The 16,583-nt window shown below is 74.0% G+C and carries 17 protein-coding genes; 6 read left to right on the top strand and 11 right to left on the bottom strand.

What is annotated here, in order from left to right; translation table 11 throughout:
* Window positions 1–30: 30 nt before the first annotated feature.
* The 5 genes from ACWD3O_RS25845 to ACWD3O_RS25825 all read right to left on the bottom strand — a co-directional run bounded on the left by ACWD3O_RS25845 (window position 31) and on the right by ACWD3O_RS25825 (window position 3,424).
* On the bottom strand, window positions 31–669 hold the full coding sequence (locus ACWD3O_RS25845; protein WP_451417531.1) for a barstar family protein: 639 nt from the start codon (window positions 667–669) through the stop codon (window positions 31–33).
* 75 nt (window positions 670–744) lie between these two features.
* Window positions 745–1,155 carry a DUF7144 family membrane protein gene (locus ACWD3O_RS25840; protein WP_451412861.1) on the bottom strand — a complete coding sequence of 137 codons (411 nt, stop codon included), beginning with the start codon at window positions 1,153–1,155 and terminating at the stop codon, window positions 745–747.
* Window positions 1,156–1,166: 11 nt separating this feature from the next.
* The gene (locus tag ACWD3O_RS25835) at window positions 1,167–1,364 is read right to left on the bottom strand and encodes a hypothetical protein (protein ID WP_451412862.1); all 198 of its coding nucleotides are present in this window, start codon (window positions 1,362–1,364) and stop codon (window positions 1,167–1,169) included.
* 158 nt (window positions 1,365–1,522) lie between these two features.
* Window positions 1,523–2,899, bottom strand: coding sequence for a diacylglycerol/lipid kinase family protein (locus tag ACWD3O_RS25830; protein WP_451412863.1), 1,377 nt, complete (start codon window positions 2,897–2,899; stop codon window positions 1,523–1,525).
* Between the two features lie 66 nt (window positions 2,900–2,965).
* Window positions 2,966–3,424: a DUF7144 family membrane protein gene (locus ACWD3O_RS25825; RefSeq protein ID WP_451412864.1), complete on the bottom strand. Its 459-nt coding sequence runs from the start codon at window positions 3,422–3,424 to the stop codon at window positions 2,966–2,968.
* A gap of 336 nt (window positions 3,425–3,760) precedes the next feature.
* On the opposite strand from ACWD3O_RS25825, the gene ACWD3O_RS25820 reads away from it, so the two are divergent.
* Entirely contained in the window at window positions 3,761–5,170 is a 1,410-nt protein-coding gene (locus ACWD3O_RS25820) for a DUF2252 domain-containing protein (RefSeq protein ID WP_451417530.1), read from the top strand.
* Window positions 5,171–5,310: 140 nt separating this feature from the next.
* On the opposite strand, the gene ACWD3O_RS25815 is transcribed toward ACWD3O_RS25820, so the two are convergent.
* Window positions 5,311–8,058: a LuxR C-terminal-related transcriptional regulator gene (locus ACWD3O_RS25815; protein WP_451417529.1), complete on the bottom strand. Its 2,748-nt coding sequence runs from the start codon at window positions 8,056–8,058 to the stop codon at window positions 5,311–5,313.
* A gap of 72 nt (window positions 8,059–8,130) precedes the next feature.
* Window positions 8,131–8,685 (bottom strand): adenylate kinase, encoded by a 555-nt coding sequence (locus ACWD3O_RS25810; RefSeq protein WP_451417528.1) that lies wholly within the window; start codon window positions 8,683–8,685, stop codon window positions 8,131–8,133.
* A 203-nt stretch (window positions 8,686–8,888) separates the two neighbouring features.
* Between ACWD3O_RS25810 and ACWD3O_RS25805 the strand changes: the two genes are divergently transcribed.
* From ACWD3O_RS25805 to ACWD3O_RS25795, 3 genes are all read left to right on the top strand, one after another.
* Window positions 8,889–9,521 (top strand): DUF6000 family protein, encoded by a 633-nt coding sequence (locus ACWD3O_RS25805; RefSeq protein ID WP_451417527.1) that lies wholly within the window; start codon window positions 8,889–8,891, stop codon window positions 9,519–9,521.
* A 57-nt stretch (window positions 9,522–9,578) separates the two neighbouring features.
* A complete protein-coding gene (locus ACWD3O_RS25800; RefSeq protein WP_451417526.1) occupies window positions 9,579–10,844 on the top strand; it encodes a hypothetical protein in 1,266 nt (421 codons plus the stop codon).
* Between the two features lie 158 nt (window positions 10,845–11,002).
* On the top strand, window positions 11,003–11,455 hold the full coding sequence (locus tag ACWD3O_RS25795) for a VOC family protein (protein ID WP_451417525.1): 453 nt from the start codon (window positions 11,003–11,005) through the stop codon (window positions 11,453–11,455).
* Window positions 11,456–11,530: 75 nt separating this feature from the next.
* Here the strand turns inward: ACWD3O_RS25795 and ACWD3O_RS25790 are convergent, their stop codons facing one another.
* Complete coding sequence (locus ACWD3O_RS25790; RefSeq protein ID WP_451417524.1) at window positions 11,531–12,520, bottom strand: DUF5937 family protein; 990 nt, start codon at window positions 12,518–12,520, stop codon at window positions 11,531–11,533.
* 262 nt (window positions 12,521–12,782) lie between these two features.
* Window positions 12,783–14,201, bottom strand: coding sequence for an ATP-binding protein (locus ACWD3O_RS25785; protein WP_451417523.1), 1,419 nt, complete (start codon window positions 14,199–14,201; stop codon window positions 12,783–12,785).
* A 307-nt stretch (window positions 14,202–14,508) separates the two neighbouring features.
* On the opposite strand from ACWD3O_RS25785, the gene ACWD3O_RS25780 reads away from it, so the two are divergent.
* Complete coding sequence (locus ACWD3O_RS25780; RefSeq protein ID WP_451417522.1) at window positions 14,509–14,817, top strand: helix-turn-helix domain-containing protein; 309 nt, start codon at window positions 14,509–14,511, stop codon at window positions 14,815–14,817.
* A 349-nt stretch (window positions 14,818–15,166) separates the two neighbouring features.
* Complete coding sequence (locus tag ACWD3O_RS25775; protein ID WP_451417521.1) at window positions 15,167–15,793, top strand: transposase; 627 nt, start codon at window positions 15,167–15,169, stop codon at window positions 15,791–15,793.
* A 45-nt stretch (window positions 15,794–15,838) separates the two neighbouring features.
* Here the strand turns inward: ACWD3O_RS25775 and ACWD3O_RS25770 are convergent, their stop codons facing one another.
* Window positions 15,839–16,258, bottom strand: coding sequence for an ankyrin repeat domain-containing protein (locus ACWD3O_RS25770; protein ID WP_361138364.1), 420 nt, complete (start codon window positions 16,256–16,258; stop codon window positions 15,839–15,841).
* A 23-nt stretch (window positions 16,259–16,281) separates the two neighbouring features.
* The gene (locus ACWD3O_RS25765) at window positions 16,282–16,494 is read right to left on the bottom strand and encodes a hypothetical protein (RefSeq protein ID WP_451417520.1); all 213 of its coding nucleotides are present in this window, start codon (window positions 16,492–16,494) and stop codon (window positions 16,282–16,284) included.
* Window positions 16,495–16,583 lie beyond the last annotated feature (89 nt).

Genomic DNA, 16,583 nt, shown 5'->3' with positions numbered 1-16,583 from the left:
GGAGCGCTGTCCCGCGACCGCCGGGGCCCATCATGCCGACGCGGCGCCGTCCCGGCACCCCACGCGGTCCAGGCTCGTCCACCGGGGCTCCACGCCGAGGCGTCCCAGATGCTCCTCCAGCAGCGGGAACGGCCCCCGGTTCGAGGCGAGGCCGCGCTCCCACACCGTGTCGCACTCCCGGCACACCAAGAACCCCGCGTCCCGCCCGCGCCCCCGCACCCGGCGCCGGACCACCCAGCCCTGGTCGCAGCGGGGGCACCACACCGTCGCCGGGACGACCAGCACCGTCAGCCGCTTCGCGTTCCCGCCCAGCGCCCGCGGATCGGCTAGCACCTCGACGGCGTCCCCCAGCACCGCCAGAGCGGTCCGGAAGTCCTCCGCGTCCACGTCCGTGCCGTCCGCGACCCGCCAGACGATCACGTGCGACCGCGCACCCGCCACGGCCAGGCCCCCGCTCAGGGCGTCGGACAGGGCGTCCCAGCTCCGGGAGCCGGTCAGCGGCGGGTCGAGCGGAAGCCCCGCCCGCACCGCGCCGAAGAACTCCTCCCTGACGTCCTCCGCCGCGGTGGCGAGGAAGTACACCGCGGCCCCCTCCCGCCGCGCCTCCTCCAGGACGTCCTCCACCCGCTCCATCGAGGCCCCGCCCAGCTCGACCCGCACTCCCACCACTGCCCCCACTCCTCCAGCACGCCCACGTCCGAACGTCCCATCACAGCAGACGCCGGTGACGGCGGGCACGCCGCGTCACCTCACCCGCCGGACCACGCAAAGCGCCCACACCACGAACCCCGCGAGGGCGATCACCACCAGCGACCACAGCGGGGCGTACGGCAGGGAGAGGAAGCCGGTCAGGACAAGGAAGACGGCGACGGCCACCCCACCCGGCCGCGCCCAGCGCGCCGGCCGGAACAGGGCCACGCCGACGAGCACGGCGAGCACGCCGAACGCGAGGTGGATCCACGACCACGCCGTCAGGTCGAACCGGAACGCGTACGCGGGCGTCCGGAGGAACACGTCGTCCCCGGCGATGCCCATGATCCCGCGGAGCGCGTCGAGCAGCCCGGCCAGGACCAGCATCACGGCGGCGAAGACGCGCAGACCCTCCGCCTGTCCGGGCTTCACCGTGTACGCCTGTCGGTCGTGCGTCGCGGTCATCGTGCGCCTCCTCATTCCGGCAACTGCCGCATCTCCACCACCCGCAGCCCCAGCGACCGGCACCGCGCCAGGAGCCCGTACAGGTGCGCCTCGTCCACGACCGGGCCGTACAGCACGGTCTGCCCGGCCATCACCACGTGGTCCAGCTCCTGGAAGGTCTGGGCGAGCGTGTCCGACAGGTGGCCCTCGACCCGGATCTCGTAGCGCACGGGAAGTCCTCCCACGAAACGGCGTCGGCGACAGGTGGACGGTCCGCCCTCCCCCGCGATCCTGCGCCCCCCGGCCCCGCGCGGGCCTCACCCGTCGCAGGTGACCCGCCCGGATGACCGTCACGGATGCCCGTCACGGTGCCCGCCGTAGATGACGGTCACAGCGCGTCCCGCACGCCGGGGTCGGCGGGCGGACGGCCGGCCGCGAGGCGCAGCACGCGCCGCCAGTCCGCGACGCCCGCCCGCGGCCGGCGGAGGCGGCCGTGCCGCACCGGGACCCGGACCCGCAGCGCCCCGGGCACGATGCGGCACACCACCGGGGACGGCAGGACGACGTGTTCGCCGTCGATGCCGACCGGCAGGGTGTCCGTGCCGGCGGTGACGAGGACCTGCGGGGCGGTCAGCCGGGTGAGGCCCTCGGCGTGCGGGCCGCGGGCCAGGCCCGCCGCCTGGGCGGCGTTGGCGACCCGCACGCCCACCACGCCGAGCAGCCCGGAGTCCAGCCGCTCCCGGCGCCCGGGGTGGGCCGCGTCGACGGCCCGCCCGTAGGGGTTGTTGCTGACCAGGAGGGCCTGGAGCCCTTCCACGTGCGTCCCGTCGGCGCGCATCCCGAGCCGGGGCGCGTCGGGGCCGGTGAGCAGCGCGGGCAGGTTGCGCAGGGCGGTGCCGGCCTTGGCGTCGCGGTAGGCGGGGTCGGTGACGACGAAGGCGTACACGCCGAACGAGGCGTTGTTGACGAAGACCCGGTCGGCGGCGTAGCCGAGGTCGACCCGGCGTTCGGTGCCGTGGGCCAGCGCGTCCAGGGCCGCCGCCGGGTCGTCGCGGTCCAGGCCGAGGTCGAGGGCGAAGTGGTTGCGGGTGCCGGCGGGGATCACCAGGAACGGGAGGTCGTGCTCGGCGGCCACCTCCGCCACCAGCGCCTGCGTGCCGTCCCCGCCCGCCACCGCCAGCAGGTCGGCGCCCCGGGCGACCGCCTCCCGGGCCAGTGCGGTGACGTCCTGGCTCCCGTCCAGCAGGGTCACCCGGCAGCCCGCCGCCTCGGCCCTCTCCACCAGGTGGAACCGCTCCACCTTCCCGCCGCCGGACCGCGGGTTCATCACCACCCACGGCGCCCGGGGCGCCTCGACGACGGTCCGCCCGAGTCTCTTCACCGTGTTCCGGGGACCCAGGGCCGTGCGGGCCGCCGTGGCCGCGAACAGCCACAGGGCCAGGGAGACCAGCGCCGGCACCAGCATGTCGAAGACCGCGTACAGGACGAGGACGGCCACGGGCGCCGCCACCGCCAGGGCGAGCCCGGCGGCGCGCACCACGCCCGTGTGCGCCAGGAACCACCACAGCCCGACGGCGGCCAGCGCCAGTCCGCCGAACCCGACCAGGGCCCAGAACACGCTCCGCAGCCCCGCGGCGACCAGCGGCACCACGACGCCGGCCGCCAGGGCGAGCACGGCGACGCGCGCCCACCCCGCGGAACCCGTGTGCGGCGGGACCGCGGGACGCGTCGTCGCCCCCGGCCCCGCCCCGCTGCTCCGCTTCACCGGCCGGTCCTTCCCTGAGGGGACGCCTGAGGGACGCCTGAGGGGACGGTTGCCACGGACGTCGCCTCAGACGCCCCAGCGTTCCCCGTGGTCGTCGCGCCGGACGACGCACAGCGCCCAGATCACGAAGCCGGAGATCGCGATCATCACCACCGACCAGATCGGGTAGTACGGCAGCGACAGGAAGTTCGCGATGACGACGAGCGAGGCGATGGCCACGCCGGCCACCCGGGCCCACGTCGCCGCCTTGAACAGCCCGGCGCTGAGCAGCACCGCGATCGCGCCGAGGATCAGGTGGATCCAGCCCCAGCTGGTCAGGTCGAACTGGAACACGTAGTCGGGCGTGCTGACGAACACGTCGTCCTCCGCGACGGCCATGATGCCGCGGAAGATGTTGAGCAGGCCGAGGAGGAGCAGCATCACCGCGGCGAAGGCCGTCAGCCCGCTCGCCCATCCCTGCTTCGCCGAGCGGCCCGGCCGGTCGTGGGGGGCGGGCGCGGAGTGCGCGGAATCTGTCGCGGCCATCGTGTGCCTCGTTTCTCACGGTCCGGGAGCACGGGCGCCCGGACGTCGGTCCGTGCCACGACCAGCCTGCTCCGGGCGGGGCCCCGTCGCCTCACCCGGCAGGGGTGAGCCTGCGGGGCCGTCCGGGTGGTGTCCTGGAGGCGGTGGGACGGCCGGGGCGGACCACACCCCGACCGGGACCACGCACCGCACGCGGCACCCGCCGCACGCCACACGCACACGCTCCGGACGCCGCCGCACGCCCCGCACCCCGCCCGCCACACGCTCCGGAAGCCGCCACACGCTCCGCACACCGCACGCCCCGCACGCCGCACGCCCGACGAGGAGGCCGCCGCGATGACCACGCCCAGCGCCGCTTTCACCCCCGCCCTGTCCCCCGCCGAGCGTGCGGCGTACGGCCGGGCGGCGCGCCGCCGGGTGCCCCGTTCGAGCCACGGCCGGTACGAGCCGGCGCGGGAGCGCCCCGACCCGGTCCGGACGCTCGAGGAGCAGTCCGCGACCCGTGTGCCGGAGCTGGTGCCGATCCGCTACGGCCGCATGCTCGAGTCGCCGTTCCGCTTCTACCGCGGCGCCGCCGCCATCATGGCGGCGGATCTGGGGCCCTGGCCCGACACCGGGCTGCGGGTCCAGCTCTGCGGGGACGCCCATCCGCTGAACTTCCGGCTGCTCGCCTCGCCGGAGCGGCGTCTGGTCTTCGACATCAACGACTTCGACGAGACCCTGCAGGGGCCGTTCGAGTGGGACGTGAAGCGTCTGGCGGCCGGCTTCGTGATCGCGGCCAGGGCGAACGGCCTGTCGGTCAAGGAGCAGGAGCGTGTCGTACGGTCCTGCGTGCGGGCGTACCGCGAGCGGATGCGGCGGTTCGCCGGCATGCCGGCCCTCGACGTCTGGTACGCCCAGGACGACGCCGACCACCTGCGCGAACTCGCCTCCTCGCTGGACGACGAGGCCGGGCGCCGGACCGCGAAGGCGGCGGAGCGCGCCCGCACCCGCACCCACCTGCGGGCCTTCGCCAAGCTGACGAGGATGACACCCGAGGGCCGCCGGATCGCCGCCGACCCGCCCCTGGTCACGCCGCTCGGCCGGTTGCGGGACCCGGCGCCGGAGGGCGGGCGCGAGGACGAGATCCACGGCCTGCTGGAGGGGTACGCGCGGAGCCTGCCGCCCGAGCGCAGGCACCTGCTGCGGCACTACCGTCCGGTGGACATGGCCCGCAAGGTGGTGGGCGTCGGCAGCGTCGGCACGCGCTGCTGGATCGTGCTCCTGCTCGGCCGTGACGACGACGATCCGCTGCTCCTGCAGGCCAAGGAGGCCCAGGAGTCGGTGCTGGCCCCCCACGCGGGAGGGGAGCGGTTCGAGAACCAGGGCCGCCGGGTGGTCACCGGGCAGCACCTGATGCAGACGTCCAGCGACATCTTCCTCGGCTGGACCCGGGTGCGCGGCTTCGACGGGCGGTCGCGGGACTTCTACGTCCGTCAGCTGTGGGACTGGAAGGGGATCCCCCGGCCGGAGACCATGGGCCCCGGCCTGCTGGCCCTGTTCGCCCAGCTGTGCGGGGCCGGGCTGGCGCGGGCCCACGCCCGCTCCGGCGACCCCGTCGCCCTCGCCGCCTACCTGGGCGGCGGCGACCGCTTCGACCGGGCCCTCGCGGTCTTCGCCCAGACCTACGCGGACCGCAACGAGCGGGACCTCGCGGCGCTCCGGGCCGCCCGCGACTCCGGCCGCATCCGCACCGACCGCCACTGATCCCCTACCGCCCGACGCCACGCCGCCCCGGTCGCGGCCTGGCCCGTGGTGGTGCGGGCGTGGTCAGGCCCGTGGTGGTGGGGGTGTGGTCAGGCCGCGGTGGTGCGGGCGTGGTCAGGCCCGTGGTGGTGCGGGCGTGGTCAGAGCAGTCCGAGGGCGCGTGCCCGGCGCACCGCGTCGCCGCGCCGGTTCACCGCCAGCTTCCGGTACGCGCTCTTCAGGTGGGACTTCACCGTGTTCACCGACACGTGCAGGTCCGCGGCGATCTCCTCGGCGGACATCATCCCGGCCAGCCGTTCCAGGACGTCCCGTTCCCGCCCGCTGAGTTCCGCCGCGGCGAGCTCCGGCGGAGTCGCCGGCAGCGACGGGCCACCGGGGCGCGGCGCGTCGGGGGTGAGCCAGCCGGCCGCCAGTTCCCTCAGCGGGGGCGCGGCGAGGAGCGGCCGGAGCCACGCCCCCGCGTCGCGGAACGGACCCCGCAGCCGCTCCCGCCGGGCGTCCAGCAGCGCCCGTTCCACCAGCTTCCGCGCGGCGTCCTCGTCCCCCGCGCGCTGCGCGGCGCCCGCCCTGACCAGCAGCGCGCGCACGGCCACCGCCGGCCCCGCCCCGCTCCCGGCGCGCACGGCGTCCAGCGACGCGACCGCCTGCTCCGCGCGCCCCGCGGCGAGGTGAACCGCCGCCGCCTCCACCGCGCACAGCGGCTGGTCGCCGGTGAGGTCCCGGACCGCTTCGGTCGCCGCGTCCGCCCGCCCCTCCGCGAGCCGGGCGGAGGCCACGACCAGCGCGGCGTGCCCCTCCGCCCAGGGCGAGGCCACCACGGCGCGCACCGGCCGCCGGACGGCCTCGACGGCGGCCCGCGGCTTGCCGTCCGCCAGCAGCAGACGGGCGGCGACCAGCGCACGGAGCGCCTCCGGCACCGGATCGGGCGGCCCCTCCGCACCCGCCCGGGCGCCCTCGTCGAGCAGTTGCCGCGCCCGGTCCGTCTCACGGCGGTCGAGCGCCACGGCCGCCAGCACCAGCCGGCCGACGCCGGAACCGGACGACCGCGGCAGCCCCGCCCGTTCCTCCTCCGACACCGCGGCGAGCGCCTTCTGCTCCGCCCGTCCGAGCCATCCCGTGAGCTGGTCGAGGAGCGCCAGGTGGGCCAGCGCCTCCTCCTTCGCCACGGCGGCGCACGGGCCCTGGGCGGCCCGCGCGACCGGTGTCAGGACGGCCCGCGCCTCCTCGAAACGCCCGGCCCACACGTACGCCGCCCCGGCGTGGGCCCGCAGGAGGGACAGGACCTCGGGCCGCTCCTCCAGCAGCCGCGCCGGGACGTCTCGCGCCGCCCGCTCCGCCGCCTCGAGCGCCGCCCCGGCCCGCGCCGGGTCCCCGGTCCGCCGGGCGGCGAGCGCCTCGACCGCGGCGCGGCTCAGCCGGGCGGCCGCGGACTCCGGGCCTCCGTCCTGCTGCCGCTCCCCGGCCCGGCGGAGGTGGACCAGCGCGTCGTCGAGGTCGTGCCGGGACAGGTCGTTCCGCGACAGCCGCAGAGCCGCCCGCACGAGGTCCCGCGCCGGGCTCCCGCGCTCGGGCCCCATCCGGGCGAACGGCCCGCCCGGGTCGCCGGCCCGCGGGCCGGTCATCAGCCGGCCGATCGCCAGGTCGTCGACGACGGTGTCCGCGGCGAAGTCCCACGCGCCGGCGGCCGCGCCGTGGGCGACGGCCTCCGCCGCATGGCCGGACCGGCGCAGCCAGCGGGCCGCCCGCAGGTGCAGCTCCGGTTCCAGCCCCGGCAGCCGCACCCGCAGGTGCGCCCGGAGGATCTCCCGGAACAGCGGGTGGAGCCGGTACCACCCGTGCCCGAGATCCTCGACGAACGCGTTGGCGCGGTGCAGTGCGACGAGGAGGGGCTCGGCGTCGACCCGGTCGGTGAGCTCGTTCGCCAGCTCCGGGCAGAACCGCTCCAGGACGCTCACCCGCAGCAGCAGGTCCTGCGTCCGCTCCGTGCACCCCTCGAGGACCTCGGCCAGCAGGAAGTCCGCGATGGCGCTGTGTCCGGCCTCGAACTCCTTGAGGTAGACCTCCGGGTCGGCGCTGCGGGTGGCGGCCAGGGCGGACAGGCGCAGCCCCGCCGCCCAGCCCCGGGTGCGGTCCAAGAGGGCGCGGGCGGCGGCGAGCGGGAGGGACAGCCCGTGCAGGTCCAGCAGGTCGACGGTCTCCTCGGGGGTGAACACCAGCTCCGCGGCGCGGATCTCCGTCACCTCGCCCGCCGCGCGGTAGCGGTGCAGGGGCAGCAGCGGCTCGGTCCGGGTGACGAGCACCAGGCGCAGGCCCCGGCCGGCGTGGCGCAGCACGAACTCCAGCTGCTCGGCGACCTCCGGCGCGCCCACGCGGTCGAAGTCGTCCAGCACCAGGACCACGGGCCGCTCCCGCGCCTCGAGCGCGGCGGCGAGCCGCGCCGGCAGCTCGCCGGTCATCCGGGACGCGTCCGCCGGGAGGTCACCGGGCCGCAGCGCACCGCAGGAACCGAGCGCCCTGAGGACGTACGTCCAGAACACGCCGGGCCGGTCGTCCCCCGGCTCGACGGTGAGCCAGGCGACGGGCGCGTCCAGGCCGGCGACCCAGTCGGCCGTCAGCAGCGTCTTGCCGCCGCCGGCCGGCCCTTCGACCAGGGTGAGGGGCGCCCGTAGCGCCCCGTCGAGACGGCGCAGCAGCCGAGGGCGCCGCAGGTAGGTGCCGGGGGTGACCGGCACCGTGATCCGGGTCCGCAGGAAGGGGTCCGGCAGGGGGTCCGGGCCGGGAGCGGCGGCCGTCCCGGCGCGTCCCGTCCGTCCACCGTCGGTCTCCGCCACGACGCTCACCACCGCTGTCCGCAGGTCCAGTGCCGCCCGCCCTCCTGCCTCCAGCATCCCAGCCCCCTGCCCGCCCCGCAGGCCAGGCGGTCCGCCCGAGTGGTCCGCCCGCGCTGGGCGAGGTCCGCGCTACCGCTCTGGCCGGTCCTGGGCGGCGAGGCCCGTCAGGAAGCGCTCGACCTCCTTCGGCGTCCGCAGCCGGTGGAAGAGGAGGTGCCCGTTCCGCGGGTCGCGCATGGCCGCCTCGTAGCGCTCCTGGACGCCCGGGTACGAGGTCCAGGCCCACCACAGGATCGAGTCCTCGCCGCGCCAGAACAGCAGCCCGCGCCAGCTCTCACGGTTGCCGCTCCACAGCTCCTGACCGGTCGCCGCCCTCCGCACCGTGCGGGTGAGGGAACGCCACATCACCCGCCACCGGGGCGGGTTCACCCACACCACGGTGTCCGCGCGTTGCCACACCAGGTCGCCGATCTTGCTCTGGTAGTTGCCGTCCACGATCCACGCGTCGGCGGCCGTCTCCCGCCGGACCCGTGCGCTCAGCTCCTCGGCCGACGCCGCGGACCAGTCGGGCCCCCAGTGCAACGCGTCGAGTTCGACGTGCGGCGCGCCGAGGACGCCCGCGAGCTTCCGCGCGAGCGTCGACTTGCCCGACCCGGAACACCCCACCACCGAGACCCGCCGCACCCCGCCACACCCCCTCCGACCGGACCGCCCGGCCGTCCAGGAGTATCCCACCGCCGACGCGCGGCGGGCGGGAAACTGCTGGCAGCCCTCACGCCCCCCGCCGAGAATGCACAGGACCTCACGACAACGACGTCCCCCGCCCCCCGACCCCACCGGACCCGCCAACCCCACCGCCCGCACCGCCCGACCCGGAGAGATGACCCATGCCGTTCCAGGACCCCGAGGAGATCGGTTACGGCTACGTGATCGAGCGCTACGTGACCCGTAAGGAAACGGGCCGTCCGCGCTACCGCGAGCTGAAGAGCGGCCGCTTCCTGCAGTTCGACCGGCCCCTCGCCGAACGCTTCGTCCGTCACCTCCTGGACGACGCGGCCGCGGTCACCGATGCCGAACTGGACGCCCTCCTCGGCTTCGAGTGGCGCTCACGCTTCACCACCGCCTGGCTGATCGGCGTGGGCCGGCGCGCCACGTACCGCGAACACCTCGGCGAGCTGCTCCTGGCCAGCGAGTTCTGCTTCTCCGGCGGCGCCTACTGTTTCGCCCTGGCCCGCTTCGGCACCCCCGCGGACGCCGCCATCCTCACGGCCTACCTCGACCGCTACCTCCCCCGCACCGACCTCCGCTACGACCAGGCCGCGGCCCTCGGCGCCCTCCTCCGCCTCGACGCCCACCTCGGCACCCGCCATGCCGACCGCTTCACCGCCCCCGGCGGCCTCTGGGACCGCTGGGTCGACGCCCTCCCCCACCTCCGCGAGGCCCCCTCCCACACCCTCGCCGCACTCCGCCACCGCACCGACACGCTCTGCGACTTCGCCGACGGCTGGACCCTCCCGTAGCCCAACCACTCCTAAACTCACCGAGGTTCGAACGACTGTCTCGGCCAGGTGGGGGCGATGAAGGGTATCCGGCGGTTCTTCGGGGAGAAGGACGAGCGGCTGGCCGCCGTCGAAGCGGACATCACCGCCTTCGGTGAGGCACTGGCCCGTTTCGACCTCGCGGCAGACCACGACGGACGGGACGGCCGGACACCCGGGTCCGCTCTGCTCGACGACTTCGGCCAGGCTCTCGACGCCTACGAGCAGGCGAAACGCGACCTGCTCGGGGACCGCGACCTGGCGGACGCACAGGACGCCCTGCGCACCCTGGACGCCGGGCGGAGGGCGCTGGCCCGCGCCGAGGCGCGGGCCTCGGGCCGCCCGCTGCCCCAGGAGAGCCCCGCCTGCTTCTTCGACGCGCGGCACGGTCCCTCCACCACCGAGGTCCTGTGGGCACCCGACGGTGGCTCCGCCCGCCCGGTCCCGGTCTGCGCGGCCGACGCCGTCCGCCTGACCGACGCCCGGCCGACCACCCCGGCGGCACCGGCGGCCCCATCGACTCCGGTGGCCCACCCGGCCCACCCGGCTCGCCCGGCTCGCACCCATGGCATCCGACCGTCCAAGGTCCCGACACCACCGCCGCCCTCCCACCCGTCCCCGTTGCCCTCGGCCCCCTCATCCCCCTCGTCCCCCACATCCCCCTCGGCGACCGCCGCTCCCGTCCCCTCGGGGGCCCCGCGGACACCCCAGGACCCCTACGGGAACTGGCCCTTCGGCACCCCCGAGGAGCGACGCGCCGCCGGCAGCGGCAGCCGCGAGGTCGACCTGGCCCGCCCGGCACCGGGGGTCCCGGTACTGCTGGTGGCCCGGCTGTGGGGGGACGTCAACGGCCAGGCGTACCTGACGACCGGCCCGGCCCCCGCCACCGGAGCGCGGCGTCGCCCTTCCGGCCAGGACGACCGGCGGGGCGTCGTCACCGTCGTTCCCGTACCGGCCTCGGGGGGCGACCCGGTCCGGGTCTCGGTGGACACGTCCGGCTCGTGGCGCGTCTGGCTGCAGCCACCCGGCCACGAGCTGCTGGTCCTCGACGGCGGCTCCGTGGCCGGCCTGCGCCTCCGCTCCACGGGAGACCACGCCTTCGGCTACGCGGCCGACCCGGGCCGGGAGTTCGTGTTCGTCCACCACGGCGGCGGACCCTACGCCCTGGAGGCCCCGAATCCCGACCTGACCACCCATAGCCGCCTCTGCGCGGGCAAGGGCACGGGGCGCGCACGCTTCGCCGTCCCGGGCCCCGGCCTCTACCTGGTCACGTCCCGCTCGTCCTGGTCCCTGGAACCCGCGTAGCCGCGTAGCCGCGCGGCCGCAAGCCCTCGACCTTTCGACCCCAGTCGAATCAATGGGACGCCGCCGCGCCCACTGCCAGTCTGATCCCGGCAAGCGCAGGAAGCACACCCGAAGCGCACCCGAGGCACACCCTCCCGAGACCAGGAGCAGTCACCGTCATGATCTTCGTCAACTTCACCACGACCGACCTCGACCGCAGCAAGGCCTTCTACACGGCGCTCGGCTGCGCCATCAACCCGATGTTCACCGACCAGAAAGCCGCCTGCGTCGTCTGGGACGAGAACACCAACTTCATGGTGCTCACCCACGGGCACTTCTCCCAGTTCACCGACAAGGAGATCGCCGACCCGCACAAGGTCGCCCAGGTCCTGGTGTCGTTCTCGCGTGACTCGCGGGAGCACGTCGACACCACCGTCGACGCCGGCGTCGCCGCGGGCGGACGCGAGCCGCGGCCCGCGCAGGACCACGGGTTCATGTACGGCCGCTCCCTGGAGGACCCGGACGGCAACATCCTGGAGTTCCTGTACATGGAGCCCCAGGCGGCCGACCAGGGTCCGGAGGCGTACGTCGCCGAGCACGGCACGGGACCGGACCCCGTTCCCGGGCAGTGACCTCCGCGACACGGGGCCAGGTCCCGGTCGCGGCCCCGGTCGCGCTCGTCCACCGCGCCGGACGCGTCGTACACGTCAGACGCGGTGGACGAGCGCATCCCCGAGCGGCGTCCGCGCGTGCAGCACGCGCCGCCCGGCCCGCCGGGACGCTATGAGCCCCGCGGCGCGCAGGGCGTCGAGGTGGTGGGACGCGGTGGACGCCGCGATACCGACCTCCGCCGCGGTCTCCGTCGTCGACAGCGGCACGCCGAGCGCGAGGAGCACCGCGGCGCGGCTCTCCCCGAGCAGGCCCGCCAGCGCGTCCGCCGCATCGGCACGGTGCCACGCCTCCGACACGCCGAGCGCGGGGTAGAACAGCGTCGGCTGCGCGGGCGGCTCCGTGAGCACCGCGCAGTGCCGCGCGAAGAACGACGGCACCAGCACGAGCCCCCGCCCGTGGCAGTCGACGATCTCCTCGTGCCGTTCCATCCGCACGCGCACGGTGTCGAACCCGGTGTCGGCGCTCCACTCGACGGCCTCACCGAGATCGGCCGCCATCCCGGCCAGACCGTCCGCGGTCATCCGCCGCACCCGGGAGCCGATGTCCGCGTGCAGGATGCGTTCGATCTGGGCCCAGTACGGGGCGAGCGCGGTCTCCCACAACGCCTCGACATGACGCACGATCATGGCGCGGACCTTCTCCGGTTCGGCCGCCATCCGCTCCAGCGCGGCCCGCGCGACGCCGGCGCTGCGGATCGCGCGCTTGCGCAGGTCGACCGAGATCGGCTCGAGCGGCGCCTGCCGCAGCCGCGCGATCTCGTCGGCGGGCGTGAGGTCCCACGACGGTGCCGACGTGAACAGATCGGGCGCGTACCCGGCCTCCCCCACGACGAGCCGCAACAACTCCAGCGACTCCCGCGGCACATCGGCACGCACGGCCCGCAACCACCCCCACTGCAGCGGCTGTTCCTGCGGCCTGCTGAGGGTCCGCACCGCGTGCACGATCTCGTGCCCCGGCGACACACCGAAGCGAACGGTGGAGATGTCCTCCGAAGCAAGGCGGAACTCGACATACTTCTGCGGCACGCCGAGCAGGCTACCCCCGCCCCGCCCTACCCGACCGAGTCCGTCCCGAACCGCCGCCCCTCGCCAAGACACCACGGGCCGGGCCTGGACGTAAGCGCCGGTCGTCCCGCCGGACAAGGGCCGCAGTGCAACGCTACAGAAGCACCGCAGGTGTCACAGGCTCCGGAAACCTGCGGACCGCTGCGACGAGATCACGGATGGGGCCCCCACTCGACGAGGTCGAGCATGGTTGCCGGTCATGCACTGTCACGTGAGCCACTGCCTACAGCGGCCAGGCTGTCAACAGATCGCCGGGACCGTAGGCGGCATCGAGCCCCGGACAGTCGACCCCGCCACGCGAGACCGCCACGACCGGGACGGGTTCGGTCGTGAGCGCAGCCCGGTGGCGGTGAAGGGCTGCCAGGTCGTGCCGGTCGAAGGATGAGTTCTCCAGCCACTTGATGGAACCGACGAACAGCAGCTCCTTGGCGATCGGGGCGCGATCGGCCCCGACGATGTCGATCTCGACGTCGTTCGTCCGGGTCCAGTAGCCGCCGACCGCGGGGGCTGCGGGCAGCTGGTCGTCGGGCAGTATCCGGGCGAGTGCCTCGCGAAGGAGCGGCTCGACAGCCCGACCGCGCCAGCTGGTCCAGTTCTCCCGGATCCGTGCCAGGGTCAGGTCGCCTCGCCCCCTCTCGATCTCCTGCATGGAGGGGCCGAGAAGGTGCAACCAAAACCGGAGGTAGGGATCCGCCACCCGGTAGCGGCGGTCCTTCGAGGGGCGCAGGGACACGGGCAACTCGGCGGCGACGATGCGCTTGTCCGTGAGGAGCTCCAGCGCCCGCAGCAGCGGCGTGGCACCGATCCCGCCGGCCGCGCGGGCGATGTTGGTGAAGGTCCGCTCACCGCTGCCGATCGCCGCCAGCACCGCACGGGCCTGGGCCTGCGGCGGGAACTCCGCGGCCAGCGAGCGCTCGGCGGACACCAGCAGTGCCGAAACAGGATCGTGCAGCGCCTCGCCGAGAAAGTCCCACATCCCCGCGCCGTGCGGCCACTCCGCGCAGATCAACGGCAGCCCGCCGGTGACCAACGCGGCGTCGAATGCCTCGGCCGGCTCCAGTCCCAGCATCCGCCCGACCTCGGCGGGGTTCAGCGGCCCCAGCACCATCTCCCGGCCACGTTGGTGAAAGGGGCGCCCGTAGCTGTTCAGGGCCTCCATCATCGACAGATCCGAGCCGATGAGCACCAGCAGCACCGGCTTCTTCTCCAGCACTCGGTCCCAGGCCCGTTGCAGTACGCCCTCGAAAGCCCCTTCGGCGTCCATCAGGTACGGCACCTCATCGATGACCAGCACACTCGCCCGGTCGTCGGGCAGCGCCGCGGCCAGCACGTCGAACGCGGCGTCCCAGCTCTCCGGCCGCGCGGCGGCCACCAGCTGCGCCAGCGGCAGCGTCGACGCTTGAGCGTCGCGGGCCAGCCGCGCCAGATCACCCGCAGGAGACGCGCCGGTGGCCGCGTAGAACAAGAACGGCGCCCCGGAACGCTCCACGAACAGCTCGACCAACCGCGACTTGCCCACCCGGCGCCGCCCGCGCAGCATCACACACCGCCCGGGCCGCTCACCGCCGACCGCTGCCACCACCTTCTGAAGCTCTCGCTCCAACGTGGCCAGCTCCTGCCGACGACCTACGAATTCCACCACGCCACCGACCTCCCATGAAACTAACTACCACGTTACTAACATGGAGGTTAGTAAACGAGACGACTGGGCTGCGCGACACCCAAGATCGGACAGACGGAGAAACCGCGGCAAACGAAGAGGCGACGGGCAACCCCGCCGAACCGTGACCCCCGAGGCGAACCTCGTGCCAAACTCGCTCTCGGATGCGAAGCGAAACGACCTGGTCACGCAATGTATTGACCGTCGATCTTCGTGCCGCCAGTGAACACAGGACGAAAGTTACCGTGCGGGCTCGCCGCTCTCACGATCACCGTTCAAGGAGAGGTCAATGATGAGTACATCCTTACGATTTGGCCCGGAGCTTCGCCGTTTGCGACAGAATGCGGGGCTTACTCTGACCGAGTTCTCCACGGCGCTCAACTACGACAAGGGGCACCTCAGCAAGGTCGAACGCGGGGAGCGCTCCGCGTCCCCCGAACTGGCTTCTCGGTGCGACGCCTTCCTCGGCGCGAACGGCGAACTGCAGCGCCTGGCGGTCCGCCCGAGACCGACTCGGACACCGCCGGGCATCCCGCTGCCCCGAGCCCCTGGCTCGTGGGGCGCCGGGCGGTCCTTTCGGCGGGCACGGGTGCGCTGATCGACCTTGGCCTGACACTCAGCGGGCCAGCGCCCTTCACGGCCTGCCCCCTCCTCTCCTCCTTCCGCGCACAGTTCGACCAGTTGCGAAAGCTCGGCCAGTCCACCGCGCCGAAAGTCTTGCTCCCCCTGCTGGAGACGCAGACCCGCACGGTCGCCGGGCTGGCCGCCGACACCCGGTCCGTCACTCGGGCCCCCGCGCTCCTGCTCGGGCAGGTCGAGCTGCGCCAGCCGCTCAGGGTCGTTGATCACGTACCCCCGTACGACGCACTCCCTGCCGTCTGTCGTGTCCCACAGGGTGGGGCAGTTGCCGTTCTTGCAGTCCGGGTCTCCCGAGAGCTTCCGCAGCGGTGCGCACACCGCTTTCCGCCTCGTGTCGACAGGCGTGCCCAGACCGATGGTTCCGACCTGCCGGCTTCCGGGTCTTGGTCGAAGGCTCCGGCCTGTTGCCAGCGCCGGGACTGGTCCCGACCCTGCGTCGACGGTTCCCACGTCCGCGCCAAAATGGGGGAGTCGACACCGGTCCGTCGCCGGTCGACCGGAGGAAGACGGGCAACAAACACCACCTGATCTGCCACGGACGCGGCACCCCTCTCAGAGTCATCACCACTGCGGCCAACGTCAACGACGTCACTCGGACCCCAGCCCTGGTCGACGGCGTGCCGCCCGTCGCCGGCCGCCCGGGCCGGCCCCGCCGTCGCCCCGAGGCCCTCCTCGGAGACAAGGGCTACGACCCCAACCCCAACCGCCGCGAACTACGCAAACGCCGGATCCTCCCGGTCACCTCCCGCAAAGGCAGCCCGAACATCAAGGGCCTCGGCAAGCTCCGCTACGTCGTCGAGCAGACCGTCGCCCTCCTCCGCCAGTTCAAGCGCCTCGCCGTCCGCTGGGAACGCCGCACCGAACTCCACGACGCCTTCGTCTCCCTCGCCTGCGGCCTCATCCACTGGAGACGCCTGAAGAAGCCCAACTCGTGACCGTGTTACGAGCTCCAGGCAGGCGATTTGCGGGCGGGTCAGGGCTCAGGCGAGGTGCGCCTGGAGGAGTGCCGCGATAGCCGGCCGGTCCTCTTCGTCGTCGTCCCAGCCGTCCGCCCAGTCGAGCGCCGAACCGCCGTTCGTCTCCGGCAGGCGTGGATCTGCGCCATACCGCAGCAGCAGCTCGACCAAGGGCCGGTCCGCCTTGACGACGGCGGCGACGAGCGGGAGGCCCCGGCGCCAGCCGGTGGATTCCTGTGCGGGTGACGCGCCGGCGGCGAGGAGCAGTTCGGCGCAGCGGGTTTCGCCCTGCACGGAGGCAAGGTAGAGCGGGGTAGCTCCGTCCGGGCTGGGGGCGTTGGGATCGGCGCCCTTGGCCAGCAGGTGCTTGACGGTTCCCGTCTTCCCGTCGGCTGCTGCCGCGGCCAGGCGCAGGGGGAGCTTTTTGCGTTGGCGGTTGTTCACGTGGTTCCTACGGATGTCGTGGGTTACCGCTTGGCGCTGCGGAAGGTGCAGTGGTGGGTGCGGTAGCCCTTGCCGTACTTCTTGGCGACCTGTTCCTGGACGTTGCGCTGGGCTGCCCTCTCGGCCTCACCCTTGCTCTTGCCCTTGCCGGTCCCCTTGAGCTGCGTCTTGCCGTGGTCTTCAGTGCCGATCTCCTCGACGCCGCGCGAAGCTGTCCAGGGCGGTCTGCTGCGCATCGTAGACAGCGAAGGAGAGGGGGTAGCGGTCACTCCGCGGTGTTCGCCTTTGCGTTCAGGGCTGGACTTGGATTCGGCGTGGAATCCGT

This window comes from Streptomyces sp. NPDC002640 (assembly GCF_053592575.1).
This window is presented reverse-complemented; position numbering and strand designations above follow the sequence as displayed.

Coding starts and splice junctions, on each gene's coding strand:
- ACWD3O_RS25840 (WP_451412861.1), bottom strand. CDS start 1,155: ATGACCGCGACGCACGACCGACAGGCGTACACGGTGAAGCCCGGACAG.
- ACWD3O_RS25825 (WP_451412864.1), bottom strand. CDS start 3,424: ATGGCCGCGACAGATTCCGCGCACTCCGCGCCCGCCCCCCACGACCGG.
- ACWD3O_RS25820 (WP_451417530.1), top strand. CDS start 3,761: ATGACCACGCCCAGCGCCGCTTTCACCCCCGCCCTGTCCCCCGCCGAG.
- ACWD3O_RS25815 (WP_451417529.1), bottom strand. CDS start 8,058: ATGCTGGAGGCAGGAGGGCGGGCGGCACTGGACCTGCGGACAGCGGTG.
- ACWD3O_RS25805 (WP_451417527.1), top strand. CDS start 8,889: ATGCCGTTCCAGGACCCCGAGGAGATCGGTTACGGCTACGTGATCGAG.
- ACWD3O_RS25800 (WP_451417526.1), top strand. CDS start 9,579: ATGAAGGGTATCCGGCGGTTCTTCGGGGAGAAGGACGAGCGGCTGGCC.
- ACWD3O_RS25795 (WP_451417525.1), top strand. CDS start 11,003: ATGATCTTCGTCAACTTCACCACGACCGACCTCGACCGCAGCAAGGCC.
- ACWD3O_RS25780 (WP_451417522.1), top strand. CDS start 14,509: ATGATGAGTACATCCTTACGATTTGGCCCGGAGCTTCGCCGTTTGCGA.
- ACWD3O_RS25765 (WP_451417520.1), bottom strand. CDS start 16,494: ATGCGCAGCAGACCGCCCTGGACAGCTTCGCGCGGCGTCGAGGAGATC.